12 protein-coding genes and 1 pseudogene are annotated in these 13113 nt (G+C 69.2%); 7 read left to right on the forward strand and 6 right to left on the reverse strand.

The genetic code is table 11. The annotated features are described in order from the left end of the window. Positions 1-223: 223 nt before the first annotated feature. The 4 genes from ACGFIR_RS30870 to ACGFIR_RS30885 all read right to left on the reverse strand — a co-directional run bounded on the left by ACGFIR_RS30870 (position 224) and on the right by ACGFIR_RS30885 (position 4594). A complete protein-coding gene (locus ACGFIR_RS30870) occupies positions 224-2242 on the reverse strand; it encodes a BTAD domain-containing putative transcriptional regulator (RefSeq protein WP_393148876.1) in 2019 nt (672 codons plus the stop codon). Between the two features lie 49 nt (positions 2243-2291). Further along, entirely contained in the window at positions 2292-4091 is a 1800-nt protein-coding gene (locus tag ACGFIR_RS30875; protein ID WP_393148878.1) for an Hsp70 family protein, read from the reverse strand. Positions 4092-4253: 162 nt separating this feature from the next. Beyond that, positions 4254-4388, reverse strand: coding sequence for an IS3 family transposase (locus ACGFIR_RS30880; protein WP_393008873.1), 135 nt, complete (start codon positions 4386-4388; stop codon positions 4254-4256). Next, complete coding sequence (locus ACGFIR_RS30885; protein WP_393008875.1) at positions 4337-4594, reverse strand: hypothetical protein; 258 nt, start codon at positions 4592-4594, stop codon at positions 4337-4339. Before ACGFIR_RS30885 ends, ACGFIR_RS30880 begins: the two co-directional genes overlap by 52 nt. A 107-nt stretch (positions 4595-4701) precedes the next feature. Here ACGFIR_RS30885 and ACGFIR_RS30890 point away from each other — a divergent pair, with 107 nt between their 5' ends. From ACGFIR_RS30890 to ACGFIR_RS30910, 5 genes are all read left to right on the forward strand, one after another. Then, entirely contained in the window at positions 4702-5571 is an 870-nt protein-coding gene (locus ACGFIR_RS30890; RefSeq protein ID WP_393148880.1) for an IS30 family transposase, read from the forward strand. A 14-nt stretch (positions 5572-5585) separates the two neighbouring features. Beyond that, positions 5586-5840, forward strand: coding sequence for an IS30 family transposase (locus ACGFIR_RS30895; RefSeq protein ID WP_393008869.1), 255 nt, complete (start codon positions 5586-5588; stop codon positions 5838-5840). A 304-nt stretch (positions 5841-6144) separates the two neighbouring features. Beyond that, positions 6145-7362 carry a D-arabinono-1,4-lactone oxidase gene (locus ACGFIR_RS30900; protein ID WP_393148882.1) on the forward strand — a complete coding sequence of 406 codons (1218 nt, stop codon included), beginning with the start codon at positions 6145-6147 and terminating at the stop codon, positions 7360-7362. Then, complete coding sequence (locus tag ACGFIR_RS30905; RefSeq protein ID WP_393148884.1) at positions 7362-7736, forward strand: sensory rhodopsin transducer; 375 nt, start codon at positions 7362-7364, stop codon at positions 7734-7736. Before ACGFIR_RS30900 ends, ACGFIR_RS30905 begins: the two co-directional genes overlap by 1 nt. 35 nt (positions 7737-7771) lie before the next feature. Further along, positions 7772-8902, forward strand: a complete 1131-nt coding sequence (locus tag ACGFIR_RS30910) for an FUSC family protein (RefSeq protein WP_393148886.1) — start codon at positions 7772-7774, stop codon at positions 8900-8902. A gap of 285 nt (positions 8903-9187) precedes the next feature. Here ACGFIR_RS30910 and ACGFIR_RS30915 read toward each other — a convergent pair whose 3' ends face one another. Beyond that, positions 9188-9433 carry a hypothetical protein gene (locus ACGFIR_RS30915; RefSeq protein WP_393008576.1) on the reverse strand — a complete coding sequence of 82 codons (246 nt, stop codon included), beginning with the start codon at positions 9431-9433 and terminating at the stop codon, positions 9188-9190. Positions 9434-10072: 639 nt separating this feature from the next. On the opposite strand from ACGFIR_RS30915, the gene ACGFIR_RS30920 reads away from it, so the two are divergent. Together ACGFIR_RS30920 and ACGFIR_RS30925 are read left to right on the forward strand one after the other, a co-directional pair. After that, positions 10073-10342, forward strand: a complete 270-nt coding sequence (locus ACGFIR_RS30920; RefSeq protein ID WP_393008574.1) for a hypothetical protein — start codon at positions 10073-10075, stop codon at positions 10340-10342. 448 nt (positions 10343-10790) lie between these two features. After that, complete coding sequence (locus ACGFIR_RS30925; RefSeq protein WP_393008572.1) at positions 10791-11759, forward strand: peptidoglycan DD-metalloendopeptidase family protein; 969 nt, start codon at positions 10791-10793, stop codon at positions 11757-11759. A gap of 659 nt (positions 11760-12418) precedes the next feature. Here ACGFIR_RS30925 and ACGFIR_RS30930 read toward each other — a convergent pair. After that, positions 12419-12749, reverse strand: a pseudogene (locus ACGFIR_RS30930) (DUF1622 domain-containing protein); the annotation flags it as partial. Positions 12750-13113 lie beyond the last annotated feature (364 nt).

Raw genomic sequence — 13113 nt, forward strand, 5'->3', positions numbered from 1 at the left:
GCCGAAGGCGCGGCGGTATCCCGGTGAGTGACTGCGGGCTACGGATGCGATGACGCTATGGCCGTGGAGATGGCCATGGAGGAGCCTGAGGAGTCACAGCTCCTCACACGACCTCACACGGCCTTACACCCGCAGGTCAGCAGCCCTGCGGCGTGGCTGCTTCCGTCGTGGTCGAGTCGGGTGGATCCCGGAAAGGATGGTGGCAGCAGGCGAAATGCGTTGGCTACAGGCTGACCGGGCCCCTGCTGGCGTACGGGGTTCGGTGGAGGCTGCTGCCGGTCGGGTGCAGTCCCGCGAGAGTGAGCCGGCGGGTGTACGCCTCGAGCAGCCGGACGGCGGCGCTGTGGTTGCCGAGTGTGGTGAGGATGTCGATGGCCCGGCGGTGCAGGTCCTCGTTGTAGGGGTCGACGCGGATGCCGCTCTGAAGGATCTTCAGAGCCTGACGCGGGTCGGGTTCGGTGGACGCGGCGGCGGTGTGGGCGTCGATGATGAGGCGGCGGGTGGCCTCTCGTGGTGGGTCGGCCCAGGGCCAGGTGTGGTTGTCGGCGAGGTCACCGGTGTAGGCGTCTATGACGGCGCGCCACGCGGCGCAGTGGTTGGTGAGCGTGGTGGCGGCGTGGTGGGCCGCGCTGTGGAGCTGCCACAGGTCGACGTCGATCTGGCCTGGGTCCAGGTGGTAGCGGTCGTCGGTGTGTTCGATGATCGCGACGGTGGTCGCGGCGCGGATGGTGGCGCGTAGGTCGCTCAGGGTGGTGTAGAGGCGACGGGTGACGGTGTGGGCGGGTAGGCCGGGCCAGATGGCGTGGACCAGTTGTGCGGTGGTGGCGCCGTCGGGGTGCACGGCGAGGAAGACCAGCACTTGCAGGGCGGCGCTGCGGCGGATCGTGACCGGTTGTCCGTCGACGAGCAGGGCGGGTCGGCCGAGCACACGCAATTGGACGAGGGATGGTGGGGGCACGGGTGGCTGGGGCGTGGTGTGCGGGGTGTGTCTGCTGGGCTGGCGGGGGATCCGAGCGTGACCGCCGTCGACAGGTCGGGGCGGTGTGGATTCGGTGGCGGCGTCGTCTTGTGTTGTGGGAGTGGGGTGGACGAGGACGGTGAGCAGGTGCGTCGCGGCGGTCTGGTCGAGGACACACAGCCGGGGTCCTGCCTGCCCAGTCTGCTCGTCGCGGGTGTGACCGTGGCGGTCGACGTGCCAGGTGCGCCCGAGTGGCCCGGCACCGAGCGTGACGATGTGGGCCTGCCCCGCCAGGGCGGTCAGCCGGCTGGCCGTCGCGGCGGACGGCGGATCGGTGACCAGCACCAGGGGTGTCATGGTCGGGCCCCCGTCGGGCCTTGCTAGTGGGGTCGTAAGGGCGGACAGCAGCGTGACCGCTTCCTCGCCCGTGTCCACGACCTGTAGCCCCGGGATGGAGTCGGCCACTGCGGTGATGTCGGGCACGAGGGTGGTGAGGGCGGCGCGGGTGATGAGCACCCGGGTCGTGTGGGACGGGTCGCGTAGGGCGGTGAGGAGCCGGGTGACGAGGACACCGCGGACGGCGTCGGCGGCGCCATCGCCGGTAAACGCCACGCCGGTGGCCGGCAGGTCCGGCACCGTGCTGGAGATGGTTGCCGGCTGCTGGCGGTCGGCGACGGCTGCTTGCACGGCGGTGACCGTGGCTGGCAGCGGTGTCAGCTGTGACGCTTCGCCGGTGTGGCCGGGTTGGTAGACGCGGCGACGGCGCAGCCACAGCAAGGCAGCGGCGGTGGCGATCTGCTGGGCGGTGTCGTCGGGTAGCCAGCCGCCCGGCACCGCCACCCCCGCGTCGCCGGTGTGGTTCCACGCCCTGGCGGCGGTGTGCGGGTCGACGCCGCCGATGGAGACGGGTGCCGGTGGGGCCGGGGGGTCTGTGGTGGGGGTGTGAGCGGTGGTGAGGGCGGCGGCGCCAGCGATGCTGGTGGCGGCGGCCTGCCACGGTGTGGGCAGGGGTAGGCGGCGTAGCCATCGGGCGCCTGCCCGTAGCCGGCGGGCGGTGGTCACTGCAACCGTGTAGGCCAGGCCCAGCCAGAGGAGCCAGGCCAGGGCGGTGAGCCCGGCGGTGAGCGTGCGAGAGGTGAGTGGGTCAGCGACCCAGTGGCGTAGCTGCGCGCTGGTTGGCCAGCCAGGCAGCGGCGGCTCGGTGAGAGTGGCCAGCAGCCAGGGTGGTATCGCCAGCATCGCGGCGACGAGGGCTGCGCCGGCCAGCCGGCGAGGCCACCTCATTCCCAATCCTTCCCGACGGCCACGCGATCGAGGGACGCGACGGGTCGGCTCATCCGGGAAGCCTGGCTGGGGTGTGGGGGCGTAGGAGGCGGGTCCACAGCTGGCGCAGCCACCACACGGCCACGGCGACCGCGTAGATCGCCCCGAGCATTCCCGTGGCCGGCCAGCTGACCAGCGCGGCGGTGATGACCGCCAGGGGCGCGCCCAGGATCAGCCGCAGGACCGGCTGGGAGACCACGGCCATGACCGTCCCGACGCCCAGGAGCGCGCCGCCGACCCGTCCGGCGATGTCGATCCACAGCACCATGTTCGGCCACCGGTCCGCGGTGACGGAGTACTGGATGAGCAGCATCCCGAGCCCGGCGGTGACCACCGACCCGGTGGGGAACGCCAGCAGCCGCGACCAGCCACCCTGCGGGATACGCCACTGCCGGGCGGCGACCAGGGCCATCACCGCCGCGGCAGCGACGACCGGCACGACAGGCAGCAGCGCCCAACGGAGGAAGCCGTTGACAGGCTCGCCGATGTAGAGGCTGCCGACCACGGCGTACATGCCGGCGACCGCGACGGCCAGGGACGCCGACGCCAGGATCCCCGTACCGATCTGGGAACCGGGGCTCACCGGCGTGGTGGTGGGGCGGGCGGCGAGCGCGGAAGCGAGGACCGTGCCGGCGCCGAGGCTGGCGATCATGGCGAAGACAGCGGCCATCGCCAGTTCACCCCAGTTGAGCCAAGCCTGCCGATACATGAGAGCGCCGTGCCACTCGGCCGTGAGAAGGAACTGGGAGATCAGGCCCAGCGACGCGAACCCCGGCACCGCGATCCCCGCTGCCCGCCGCACCGGCGGCACCGGCTCCCCCTCAGACGACACCGCCGCCGCTGCCGCGTCAACAGCGCCGACATCCGCAGCGCCGCGCACGGCCGCCGTCGCGGGCTCCGCGACCACGATCGGCATCAGCGGCAGAGACTCGGTGAGGACCTTCTGCAGCAGCGGCAGCCGCGCGACACCACCGACGCAGTAGACACCGGCAACATCCTGCACGCTGACCTCCGCTGCGGCGATCGCCTCCGCCGTCAGGTCGGCGACCCGCTGCAGAACGGGCTGGGCGGCCTGTTCCAGCAGGCCAGCGGTGAGCACCACGGCCGACGCATCCGGCAGCGGCACCGTCACCGCGGCACGGCCGGCCAGGGCATGCTTCGCCGCGCCAACACTCGCCGCGAGAGCCCACCGCTGGCCATCTCCCTGAGGTGGGCTGGTGGCCGCCAGCGTGGCGGCGAGGGCGTCGTCGATCGCCGTACCGCCGGCGGCCGGGTCCGCCAGGGTGGCCAGGACCTCGAACCCGGCGGGACCGCGCCGCAAAACGCTGACCTCCGCACCGGCCCCGACGTCACAGACGACGATGAACGCCCCGACCGGCAGTTGGACCCCGGTGGCGAGAAGATGCCCGGCAACCGCCACCGGGGCCTCGACAAGACGTGGTTGAGGAAGGCCCGCACGGTGGGCGGCGTGGCGCAGCCAGGTGCGTCGGCGTGGCCCCCAGCCGGCGGGCACCACCAGCCGCACGTCCTGCAACGGAAACCCGACCGTGTCTTGCGCGTGCGCCGCGACACGGCGCAACGTCGCGGCGACTAGGTCGACGACCTCGACCTGCTGTCCTGCAATGCTCAGGTGCTGCTCCGGAGACTGCCGCGGAGCCGGGATGAACCTATCTGGGGCGCTGACGGCGGCCTGCCAAGCCTGATGGCCTGTCAGCGTGTCCCCCTCCGGCGGCAGGAGGACCGCGCTGGGCAACTCGGCCTCACCACCGAACAGCAGCGGCGTCCAGGTGCCATCCGGCCAGGCCAACACAGCGGCCGTGCTCGCGCTACCACAGTCAATCGCCAGCCGCGCCTGCCCAGCCCCCATAGACCCCAGTCAAACATGAGGATCACACTCACGTCACCCGACAACTACTCACACGAAACCGAGATTCAGTTCGGGAACCACACTCACCGCTGATAAAGCGACTCTTCACTCCGACCAATCCTGTACGAGGTCGTTAGCAGGAAGGCGGTTCTTGCGCAGGAACGCCCCTTGCAGGCCGGCGTCGCGCATCAACCGCTCGACCCGCTTGCGGCCCACGTTCCGGCCTTGGCGACGCAGCATGGCGGCACTCGTGGACTGCCGTAGGTGCCGCCGGAGACGTCATGGATCTCCGCGATCTCCACGGCCAGGTCCGCGTCCTCGCGTCGCCGAGCAGACGGTTCGGCGGCTTGGGCGAGCCAGCCGTAGTAGGTGGAGGTGGCGATGTTGAGGACCCGGAGGACGGGCTCGGCCCCGAAGCGATCGCGTAGCTCGTCGACGAGCGTCACGACCGTCGCCGGTGGGGTCGAGTTCCGAGGCGAAAAAAGCCGACTTAGATTCAAACGATCAACGCAACGCTGCTGGTGGATGGGTGGATGGGTGGATCGTGGCTCGGATGGGTCGGCCGGGAATGTCGGACGCGATAAAAGAAGACTTGTGGCGGCGCTGGCGTGCCGGTGAGTCCATCAGCGTGATCTCTCGAGCACTCGGCAAGCCGCCAGGATCGGTCTTCACGGTATTGAAGCACCACGGCGGCATCGCGCCGGCCGAGCGGGTGCGTCGGGCGGATGGGTTGACCCCTGGAGACCGGGAATCGATCTCTCGCGGTCTCGAGGCTGGCGCCTCCATGCGTTCGATCGCCGTGTCCATCGGCCGTGCGCCGTTCACCGTGAGCCGTGAGGTCGCCCGCAACGGCGGCCGGCTGAAATACCGTGCGTTCGCCGCTGAGCAACGCGCTCAGGAGCAGGCGCGTCGCCCGAAACCGTCCGCCTTGCAGGACAACCTGGTGCTACGTCAGCTGGTGATCGAGCTGCTGGAGACCGAGTGGTCTCCGGAGCAGATCGTGGGACATCTGCGGCTGGTGCACCCCGACAACCCGCTCATGCGGATCAGCCACGAGAGCATCTACCGCGCGATCTACACGATACGGTGGAAGGTGATCCCGCGTGAGCTGTGCGCGAAGCTGCGCACGGGACGTCCCATCCGCAAGAACAAGAAGAACACGGTCAAGGGCCAGTGGCGTTCCCAGATCGTTGGCGCACGGCCGATCGAGGAACGGCCTGCCGCGGCTGACGCACGGACCGAGCTTGGCCACCTCGAAGGAGATCTCATCGTCGGGGCCAAGAACAGCCAGGTCGCGACGCTGGTCGACCGCAAGTCGCGCTACCTGACCATGGTCGCGCTGCCCAGCCGCCACACCGCAACTGTCATCCCGGCCCTGCAGCAGGCGTTCTCGCTGATGGATCCCGCCAGCTCAGCACTCTGACCTGGGACCGCGGCATGGAACTCGCCGGCCACCGGCTGCTCACCGAAGCCACAGGAGTCGATGTTTTCTTCGCCGCACCGCGCAGCCCATGGCAGCGGGGCACCAACGAGAACACCAACAAGCTGATCCGGCAATACCTACCGAAGGGCACCGATCTGGGCCTGCACAGCCAAGCCGATCTCGACGCCCTGGCCGCCCGCCTGAACGACCGGCCTCGCAAGTGTCTCGGTTATCGAACTCCAGCCCAGTGTGTTGCCTTGACTCCCTGAACCTAAGGATGACGACGGCAGTCACGAGCGCAACTATCGAACCCAAGGCGGATTGGACCACATCGGCGAGGACTCCAGCCCCCACGGCGGCACTCAGCCTCAACGCCACCGACGTCGGCCTCGAGACGTCACAACACAACGACGAAGTACCCGAAATGCACTCGCGATGGACATACCTCTTCCTACTCTGCAGGGCCATGGCCTTGGCGCAGTACCGCGCGAGGACGTGCGGACCTCGGCAGCGCGACGACTACCCTGGCCGTCGGCGGGTAAGCCGCCCGACCGGCCGGGGGGAGGAGGCGACGTGGGGCGCGGGTTCGTGAACTGGTCCGGCAGCCTGTCGTTCATCCCCGCCGAGTACGCCGAGCCCGCCGACGAGGACGAGGTGCGGGCGCTGGTGTGCCGCGCCCGCGAGAGCGGCGCCACCCTGCGGCCGGTGGGCTCCGGGCACTCGTCGAGCCCGTTGGTGCGCACCGACGGGATCCTCGCCAGCCTCGACCGTCTCGCCGGGGTGATCGCCGACGACGGGCAGCTCGCCACGGTCCACGCCGGCACCAGGCTCAGGGCGCTCGGCGAGGGTCTGTACGACGCCGGCCTGGCGATGGACAACCTCGGGGACGTCGACTATCAGTCGATCGCCGGCGCGACCGCCACCGGCACCCACGGCACGGGTCTCGGCTTCGGCAACCTCTCCACCCAGGTCGCCGGCGTCCGGCTGGTCACCGGCACCGGTGAGACGCTGGACGTCGACGCCGAGCACAACCCGGAACTCCTGCCGGCCGCCCGGCTCTCACTGGGCGCCCTCGGTGTGCTCACCCGGGTCACGCTGGCCGTGCAGCCCCGCTACCAGCTGCACCGCCGGTCCTGGTGCGCGCCCGTCGACTGGACCCTGGACCACCTGGCCGAGTTGCAGCACACCAACCGGAACATGGACTTCTACTGGTATCCCCGCAGCGACCTGACCCAGGTGCGGGTCATGAACCGGGTCGACCAGGCGCCGGACGAGCGGGTGTGGCACGCGCCCCGGGTACCGGGCTCGGTGACCGTGGACGAACTCCGGGAGCTCCACGTGGCCCCCGCCCACCGGGTCATCCCCCGCCACCGGGACCTGCGGTTCGAGGAGATCGAGTACATGCTGCCGGTGGAGGCGTTCCCGGCATGCTTCGCGGAGGTGCGGCGCCGGATCCGGCAACGGCACCGCCGGGTCGCCGGCTGGCGGGTGCTGGTGCGCAGCATCGCCGCCGACGACATCTGGCTCAGCAACGCCTACGGCCGCCCGACGGCGACCATCGCCTGCCTGCAGAACACCTCCCTGCCCTACGAGGAGTACTTCCGGGACATGGAGGCGGTCTTCCGGCAGTACGGCGGCCGGCCGCACTGGGGCAAGAAACACTGGCTGACCGCCCGCGAGCTGCGTCCGCTCTATCCCCGCTGGGACGACTTCCAGGCGGTGCGGCGCCGACTCGACCCCGACGGGGTGTTCCTCACCCCGGACCTGGCCCGGCTGCTGAAGGAGGCGTGATGGCGCAGATCGGTGCCCGGACTTGGGTCGTGCCGGGCGGGCACGTGCCGTTCCCCGGCCACGGCCCCGAACCGGCGTTCACCAGCTTCGACCAGCTCTGCGTGCTCAACGCCACCGCCGAGGAGACCGAGGTGAGCCTGGAGGTCTACTACGAGGACGCCGAGCCCGTCGGGCCGTACCGGATCCTGGTCGGCGCGCGCCGGATCCGCCACGTACGGGTCAACGACCTGATCGACCCGGAGGCCGTACGCCTGGACCGCCCCTACGGCTGCGTCCTGCGCTCGCCGGTGCCGGTGGTGGTGCAGTTCCTGCGCCAGGACACCCGGCTGCCCGGCGTCGTCGCGCTGACCGGCGTCATGGCCCATCCCGCCTGACGTTCGGCACCCCCGCGAACCGGGTACCCGCGCCCATGGCGCTCTCACAGTGCAAGCCGGCAGCGACCAAGGCGGACTCCCGGCTGCGCCAGCAATGCCAGGAGATCTACCGACGGTTGCAGACGTACTTCATCCTTGCGGTGCAGGCCGGCCTGGCCGCCGCGCTGGCGTGGCTGGCGGCCAGGATGTTGCTGGGCAGCCACGACCCGACCTTCGCCCCCGCCGCCGCGGTCGGTGTGATCGCCGCCGCCATCGGCAACCACGCCCGCCGCGCCGTCGAACTCGTCGCCGGCGTAGGGCTTGGGATCCTCGTGGGTGACCTGCTGATCAACCTGCTGGGGACCGGAGCATGGCAGACCGGCGCCATCGTCTTCGTGGCGATCGCCGTGGCAGCAGCGGTGCGCGGCACCGGCGCCCTGATGGCCCAGGCCGGCGGTACGGGCGTGCTGGTCGCCACCGTCACCCCGACCAACCCCGACCTGGAACTGCCCCGGACGCTCAACGCGCTGATCGGGGGAGCGATCGGGCTGCTGGTCGTGCTCATCCTCGTGCCCCTCAACCCGATGCGCACGCTACGGCGCGTCGCCGACCCCGCACTCGACACCTTCGCCAAACAAATGACCGTCACGGCGCGAGCGCTGGCCGACGGTGACGCCCGCGCCGCCGAGGAACTGCTCGACGAGATGCGCGACGCGGAGCCGGAACTCGACCGGCTCGACGAGGTCATCATCGCCGCCGACGAGGTTGCCCGCCACTCACCGCTACGCTGGCACCGCCGCCGTGTGCTGACGGCCTACAAAGACGGCGCCGAGCACATGGAACGGGCGTTCCGCAACAGTCGCGCCCTGGTGCGTCGGATCGGCACCGCCCTGCGCGACGACGAACCGGTGCCGCCCGACCTGCCCGCCGCCATCGAGCTCTACGGCGAGGCGGTCCGGATGCTGCACCGCGAATACCTCGCCGTCGAGGAGCCGGTGGGCGCTCGGGAGCGGGTACTGGCGGCGGTGCGGGAAGCCGGCAAGGCATGCCGTCAGGACATCGGCTTCTCCGGCACCATCGTCGTATCCCAACTACGGACCATCGCCAACGACCTGCTCCGCGCTACCGGTGTCCCACGCGAGGAGGCACGCCGGCTGGTGCGGCGGGCCGCCGCCGGCTACGGGTGACCCTGCCACCCCGACTACTTTCGGTGGATGCCGAAAGTAGTCGATGGCGTTGAGATCGTGTATGCAAGATCGATATTCTAACGAAGTTGGAAACCTCTCTGTTGCCAACGCCGTGACAAAGAGGTGCCGTTGGTTCTCGGCGCCCCCTTTAGCGCCCGCGCCTAGTGCCGCTAGGTCACCAGCGAGGTCTATCGGGTGAAGTGGACCAGCGTCGCCGTGATGGGACATGCGCCTGGGTTGACTCTCAGTCGAGCACGTAGGCACACGTCGTCGCGGTGATGGTGCTCAGAGGTAGCCGCGGAAGTCGTAGATAACTATACCTGCCTCGTTGACCGCCAACCGCCCAGTCACCGGGTCAATCCGCCGTACGTAGAGCATCTGGGTCTTCAGCCGCTGCGGCTCGAGGTTCGTCACCGGCTGATTGGCGCATGTTGCGGACGTTGGCAATGGCCAGACGACGGGCAGGTCGGACGTCACTGTCTGCTCGCCGTCGAGAGGCCCACCATAGAATTCCACCAGCACGCGGTCCACGCCTCGAGCCCTTCAACGCCGACAGCTCACCGTCTCGCTGCTAGTAGAAGCCAGAGAAGGCGTAGGTCTTGTCGATGAAGGCTACCCGGCGGCTGAGCTGTTTCGCCCGTCCGGCCGGTCAGCCTGCTCCGGCGCGCCCGCCGGAGCAGCCGTCACGGCGGGTGGCCGTCAGCTCCTCCGCCGTGGTGTGGGCCCGCCGCGCAAGGACGGATGACGCAGGCCGGCATCACCACGGTGTCCGTGGTCGCCTATTTGGTGATGCAGGTGGCATTGTTCTTACACCCGTCAGCCGACCGGGTGACCCACCAACGCCGCGCTCTCTCGCACACCACACCGCTCAACGGGCGAGAATAGCAACCGCCATGCCCCATGACAGGCGTACGTCCTGGTGGTGGGTGGCCTTCCCAGACGAAAGCGTGAGGACCTTCAGCCTGTAGGTCCGACAAACCGCGGCAGCCGGGTACGGGTGGAGCGATGCCTCCCGGGGCGCCCTGTTCGACGTTCACAGCCGTGTAACCGGCGGCAAAGAGTGATCTGCCGAGGCCGGCCTCGCAGTATCCCTACGCATCCCCTATGGTGGGGGCATTTCGTGCAGGCACTATCGCGTCAGCGCTGGGTTGAGGGCTATCGTGCTGCGTCATGGATAAGTATGACGGTCAGGTGACGCTGATCCTCGACGATGGCACCGAGATCGAGGGCATCGCGGCTCTAAGATTAACGGACAGTGCTGTCGGCGTCTGGGGCGGTGTGATCCGTAGCCGAAACGGCGGGGCTCTGTACCAGATCCACGAAGACTGCGGCGGCCGGTTGCGGTTCTCGGATGGGCGCGAGGCGGCATTCTTGTCCGCCGCGTTCCAAGTTGAGGTCGGTCGTATGTCAATCCGCGGTAGGGGCAACGCGCCCTTCTAAGAACTCCTAACGTTCTCGCCGGTTTTGAGCAGGTAAGCGATGTCCAGGACCGGCCACCCCTGGGCGGACATCATGCACCCGACGCAGCTGCGCCGCGTCCTTCGCCGTCCGGGCGATTCGCTGCAACCGCTGACCATCGGTCAACGACACTCGCCGGACAAACACATCCGGGCGTCGACCCATCGGCGCCACCTCCCCTCAGGCACTGGGACACAGCCTGCCGACGGATGCTCAGAACCAACGGGGTTGCACGTTGGACGTTCGAAGACGGTCCCAACTCGCAGCGGATCCTCTGTTGGCTATTCATACGAACGATCGCTGGGCACGGAGGTGACGATGCGTGACAGCCTGTAGAAAGTTTTCACCGTTGCTCTCGGCGATATAGAAGTTTTACGATTCAGGCCCCATCGTTCAACCCTCCCTCGCGGTACGAACATCGGAGGCAACAATGTGTGACGCACCGGAGACAGGCCAGCTGCTCCACGTACCGGCACGGCGCCGCGCCCTGTTCACGGCGCTGGGCGTCGGCGCCGGCATCGGGGTGCTCGGCCTGCCCAGCCCCGCGTTGGCCGCCGTCACCGGCTGGAGCAACCCGGCCCGCGGCACGCTGACCTCCGGCTACAAGAGCCCCAGCCGGCCCGGTCACCTCGGCTGGGACGTGGCCAACAGCCAGGGCACCCCGATCTACGCCACCGCCGACGGAACCGTCCGGGACGTCAAGACCAACTCGTACCCGGGCGACACGACGAGCGGCCCACTGGCCGGCCGCACCGGCAACAGCGTCCACATCAACCACGCCGACAGCTACTTCTCCTACTACGGCCACCTGCACCGGGTGCTGGTCAGCGCCGGCCAGCGGGTCAGCTGCGGGCAACTGATCGGCCTGATGGGCAACACCGGCAACTCGACCGGACCGCACCTGCACTTCGAGATCCACCGGCCCCGGCTGACCTCGCTGGACCCCCGGGTCTTCCTGGCCAACCGGGGCATCACCCTCGGCTCGACGGCCCCGGTGGGCAGCACCGGCTACCCCAGCGTCAGCCAGGGCGCCTCGGGCTGGGTGCCCCGGGTGATCCAGTACCTGGTGCGGGCCCGCGGCATCTCCGTCGTCGTGGACGGGATCTACGGGGCCGGCACCACCAGCGCGGTACGCAGCTTCCAGAGCAGCCGGGGCCTCTACGCCGACGGCCTGGTCGGCCCGATCACCTGGACCGCGCTCGTCCTGCCCCTGCGCGAGGGCAACTCCGGCGACCTGGTGCGCGGCCTGCAGACCGCCCTCAACGCCCGCGGTGCCAGCCTCCTCGTCGACGGCGGCTTCGGTTCGGTCACCACCAGCGCGGTGCGTGCCTTCCAGAGCCGCAACGGCCTCGTCGCCGACGGCCTCGTCGGGCCGGTGACGTGGAGCGTGCTCATCTGAGCGGCACCGTCACAGCCAGCCGTTGTCGCGGGCGGTGCGGAACGCCTCCGCGCGGTTGGCCACCCGGAGCTTGCTGACCGCCACGCACATGAACACAACGACATCGAATACGTTCTGTCGCCACCGAATGTGAGCTGTGGCCTCGCGCTCGGTGGTGACAGAGGGTGCTGGGTAGCCGAGCAGGATTCGATGTTGCTAGAAGATTCTGACCAAGCTCCGCTGCTGCCCCCGACGGGCCACCGCGATCATCAACGCCATCCTTGCCCTACATCACGGCCCGACCAGCCAAAACTCACGATCAAAAGCGCTCATTGGTACCGTCATCGGCGGTGCGGTCTGTCGCAACGAGGAAGCGCTGGTCGGTGATGAAGCGCCGAACGACCGGCCAATCGGGGCCGCCGTAGTCGAGCAGCAATGTCTATGGCCGCGCGGCGACGGCGCCCGCCACCAACAGCGAACCGGCGAACGCGATCTGGTCCAACGCTTTATGTACGTCTAGGCCGCAGCCACCCACAGGTCGGGGGTGTCTCCAGAGGCAGCCGGCCACTGCGGGACACCAGCAGCACCCCGCCTCCGGCACCGGGCCCGCCGCGACGCAGGCAAGCGAGGTGCGCCCGAGCAGTCTGCTCACGCCAGACGCCCACCTGCGTATGGTTCGAGTCGGCGTGCGGACGGTGCCCGGCCTGGACGAGTTCGCGGCGCTCCTGCCTGATCTCCCAGGCGAGGAGGAAGGTCAGCGCGGTACGGATCGCCGCGACCGACACGGCGACCTCCCGCAGCGTGGGCACGGTCGCGGTCCGCAGGATGCGCTGGCGAGCTAAAACTCCAGGCCGATAAACCGGCCGAGGGCCAGACGCACCGGGACGGACTTCCCGGTACTGCGATCCCGGAGCGCGACGACGACGAAGCGCACCAGCGCCACCATCGCACCGACGCGAAGGTGATCAGAGCTCCGGCAGCCTCGACTACCCGAACCAGGAAATCCACCATCTCCAACAGCCACTTCTCGCCAGACAGGTCCCCATGCCGTTATGCCCCTGTCCCCAAGTCCGTTTCGGCATTGGTGGCTCTCCACACCCGGTCGAGGCCGGGTACGCCGACAAGCACGAGCACTGCCGAGACTTGCGTCAAGGCCTGCTGCGAACTAGCTGGCGCGATCTGCTGGCCACCGTCAGCTGCGAGGCAGGCGGCCAGCGCCGACGTCCAAACAGGTGCCAGCACCGCCCGTTTCGTCACCGCTTGGCTTCTGGCTTGGCCATGGTTGCGTCCACGGGAGTGGTGTACGACTTGCCCCGTGATGGGCGTGTTGCGTAGATGAGAGACGGCCATCGCGTCGATCCTTCAAGACGACCAA

It is taken from the genome of Micromonospora sp. NPDC049051 (genome assembly GCF_043197575.1).
Taxonomy (GTDB): Bacteria; Actinomycetota; Actinomycetes; order Mycobacteriales; family Micromonosporaceae; genus Micromonospora.

Coding starts and splice junctions, on each gene's coding strand:
- ACGFIR_RS30870 (WP_393148876.1), bottom strand. CDS start 2,242: ATGAGGTGGCCTCGCCGGCTGGCCGGCGCAGCCCTCGTCGCCGCGATG.
- ACGFIR_RS30880 (WP_393008873.1), bottom strand. CDS start 4,388: ATGCTGCGTCGCCAAGGCCGGAACGTGGGCCGCAAGCGGGTCGAGCGG.
- ACGFIR_RS30890 (WP_393148880.1), top strand. CDS start 4,702: ATGGGTCGGCCGGGAATGTCGGACGCGATAAAAGAAGACTTGTGGCGG.
- ACGFIR_RS30895 (WP_393008869.1), top strand. CDS start 5,586: ATGGAACTCGCCGGCCACCGGCTGCTCACCGAAGCCACAGGAGTCGAT.
- ACGFIR_RS30905 (WP_393148884.1), top strand. CDS start 7,362: ATGGCGCAGATCGGTGCCCGGACTTGGGTCGTGCCGGGCGGGCACGTG.
- ACGFIR_RS30910 (WP_393148886.1), top strand. CDS start 7,772: ATGGCGCTCTCACAGTGCAAGCCGGCAGCGACCAAGGCGGACTCCCGG.
- ACGFIR_RS30920 (WP_393008574.1), top strand. CDS start 10,073: ATGGATAAGTATGACGGTCAGGTGACGCTGATCCTCGACGATGGCACC.
- ACGFIR_RS30925 (WP_393008572.1), top strand. CDS start 10,791: ATGTGTGACGCACCGGAGACAGGCCAGCTGCTCCACGTACCGGCACGG.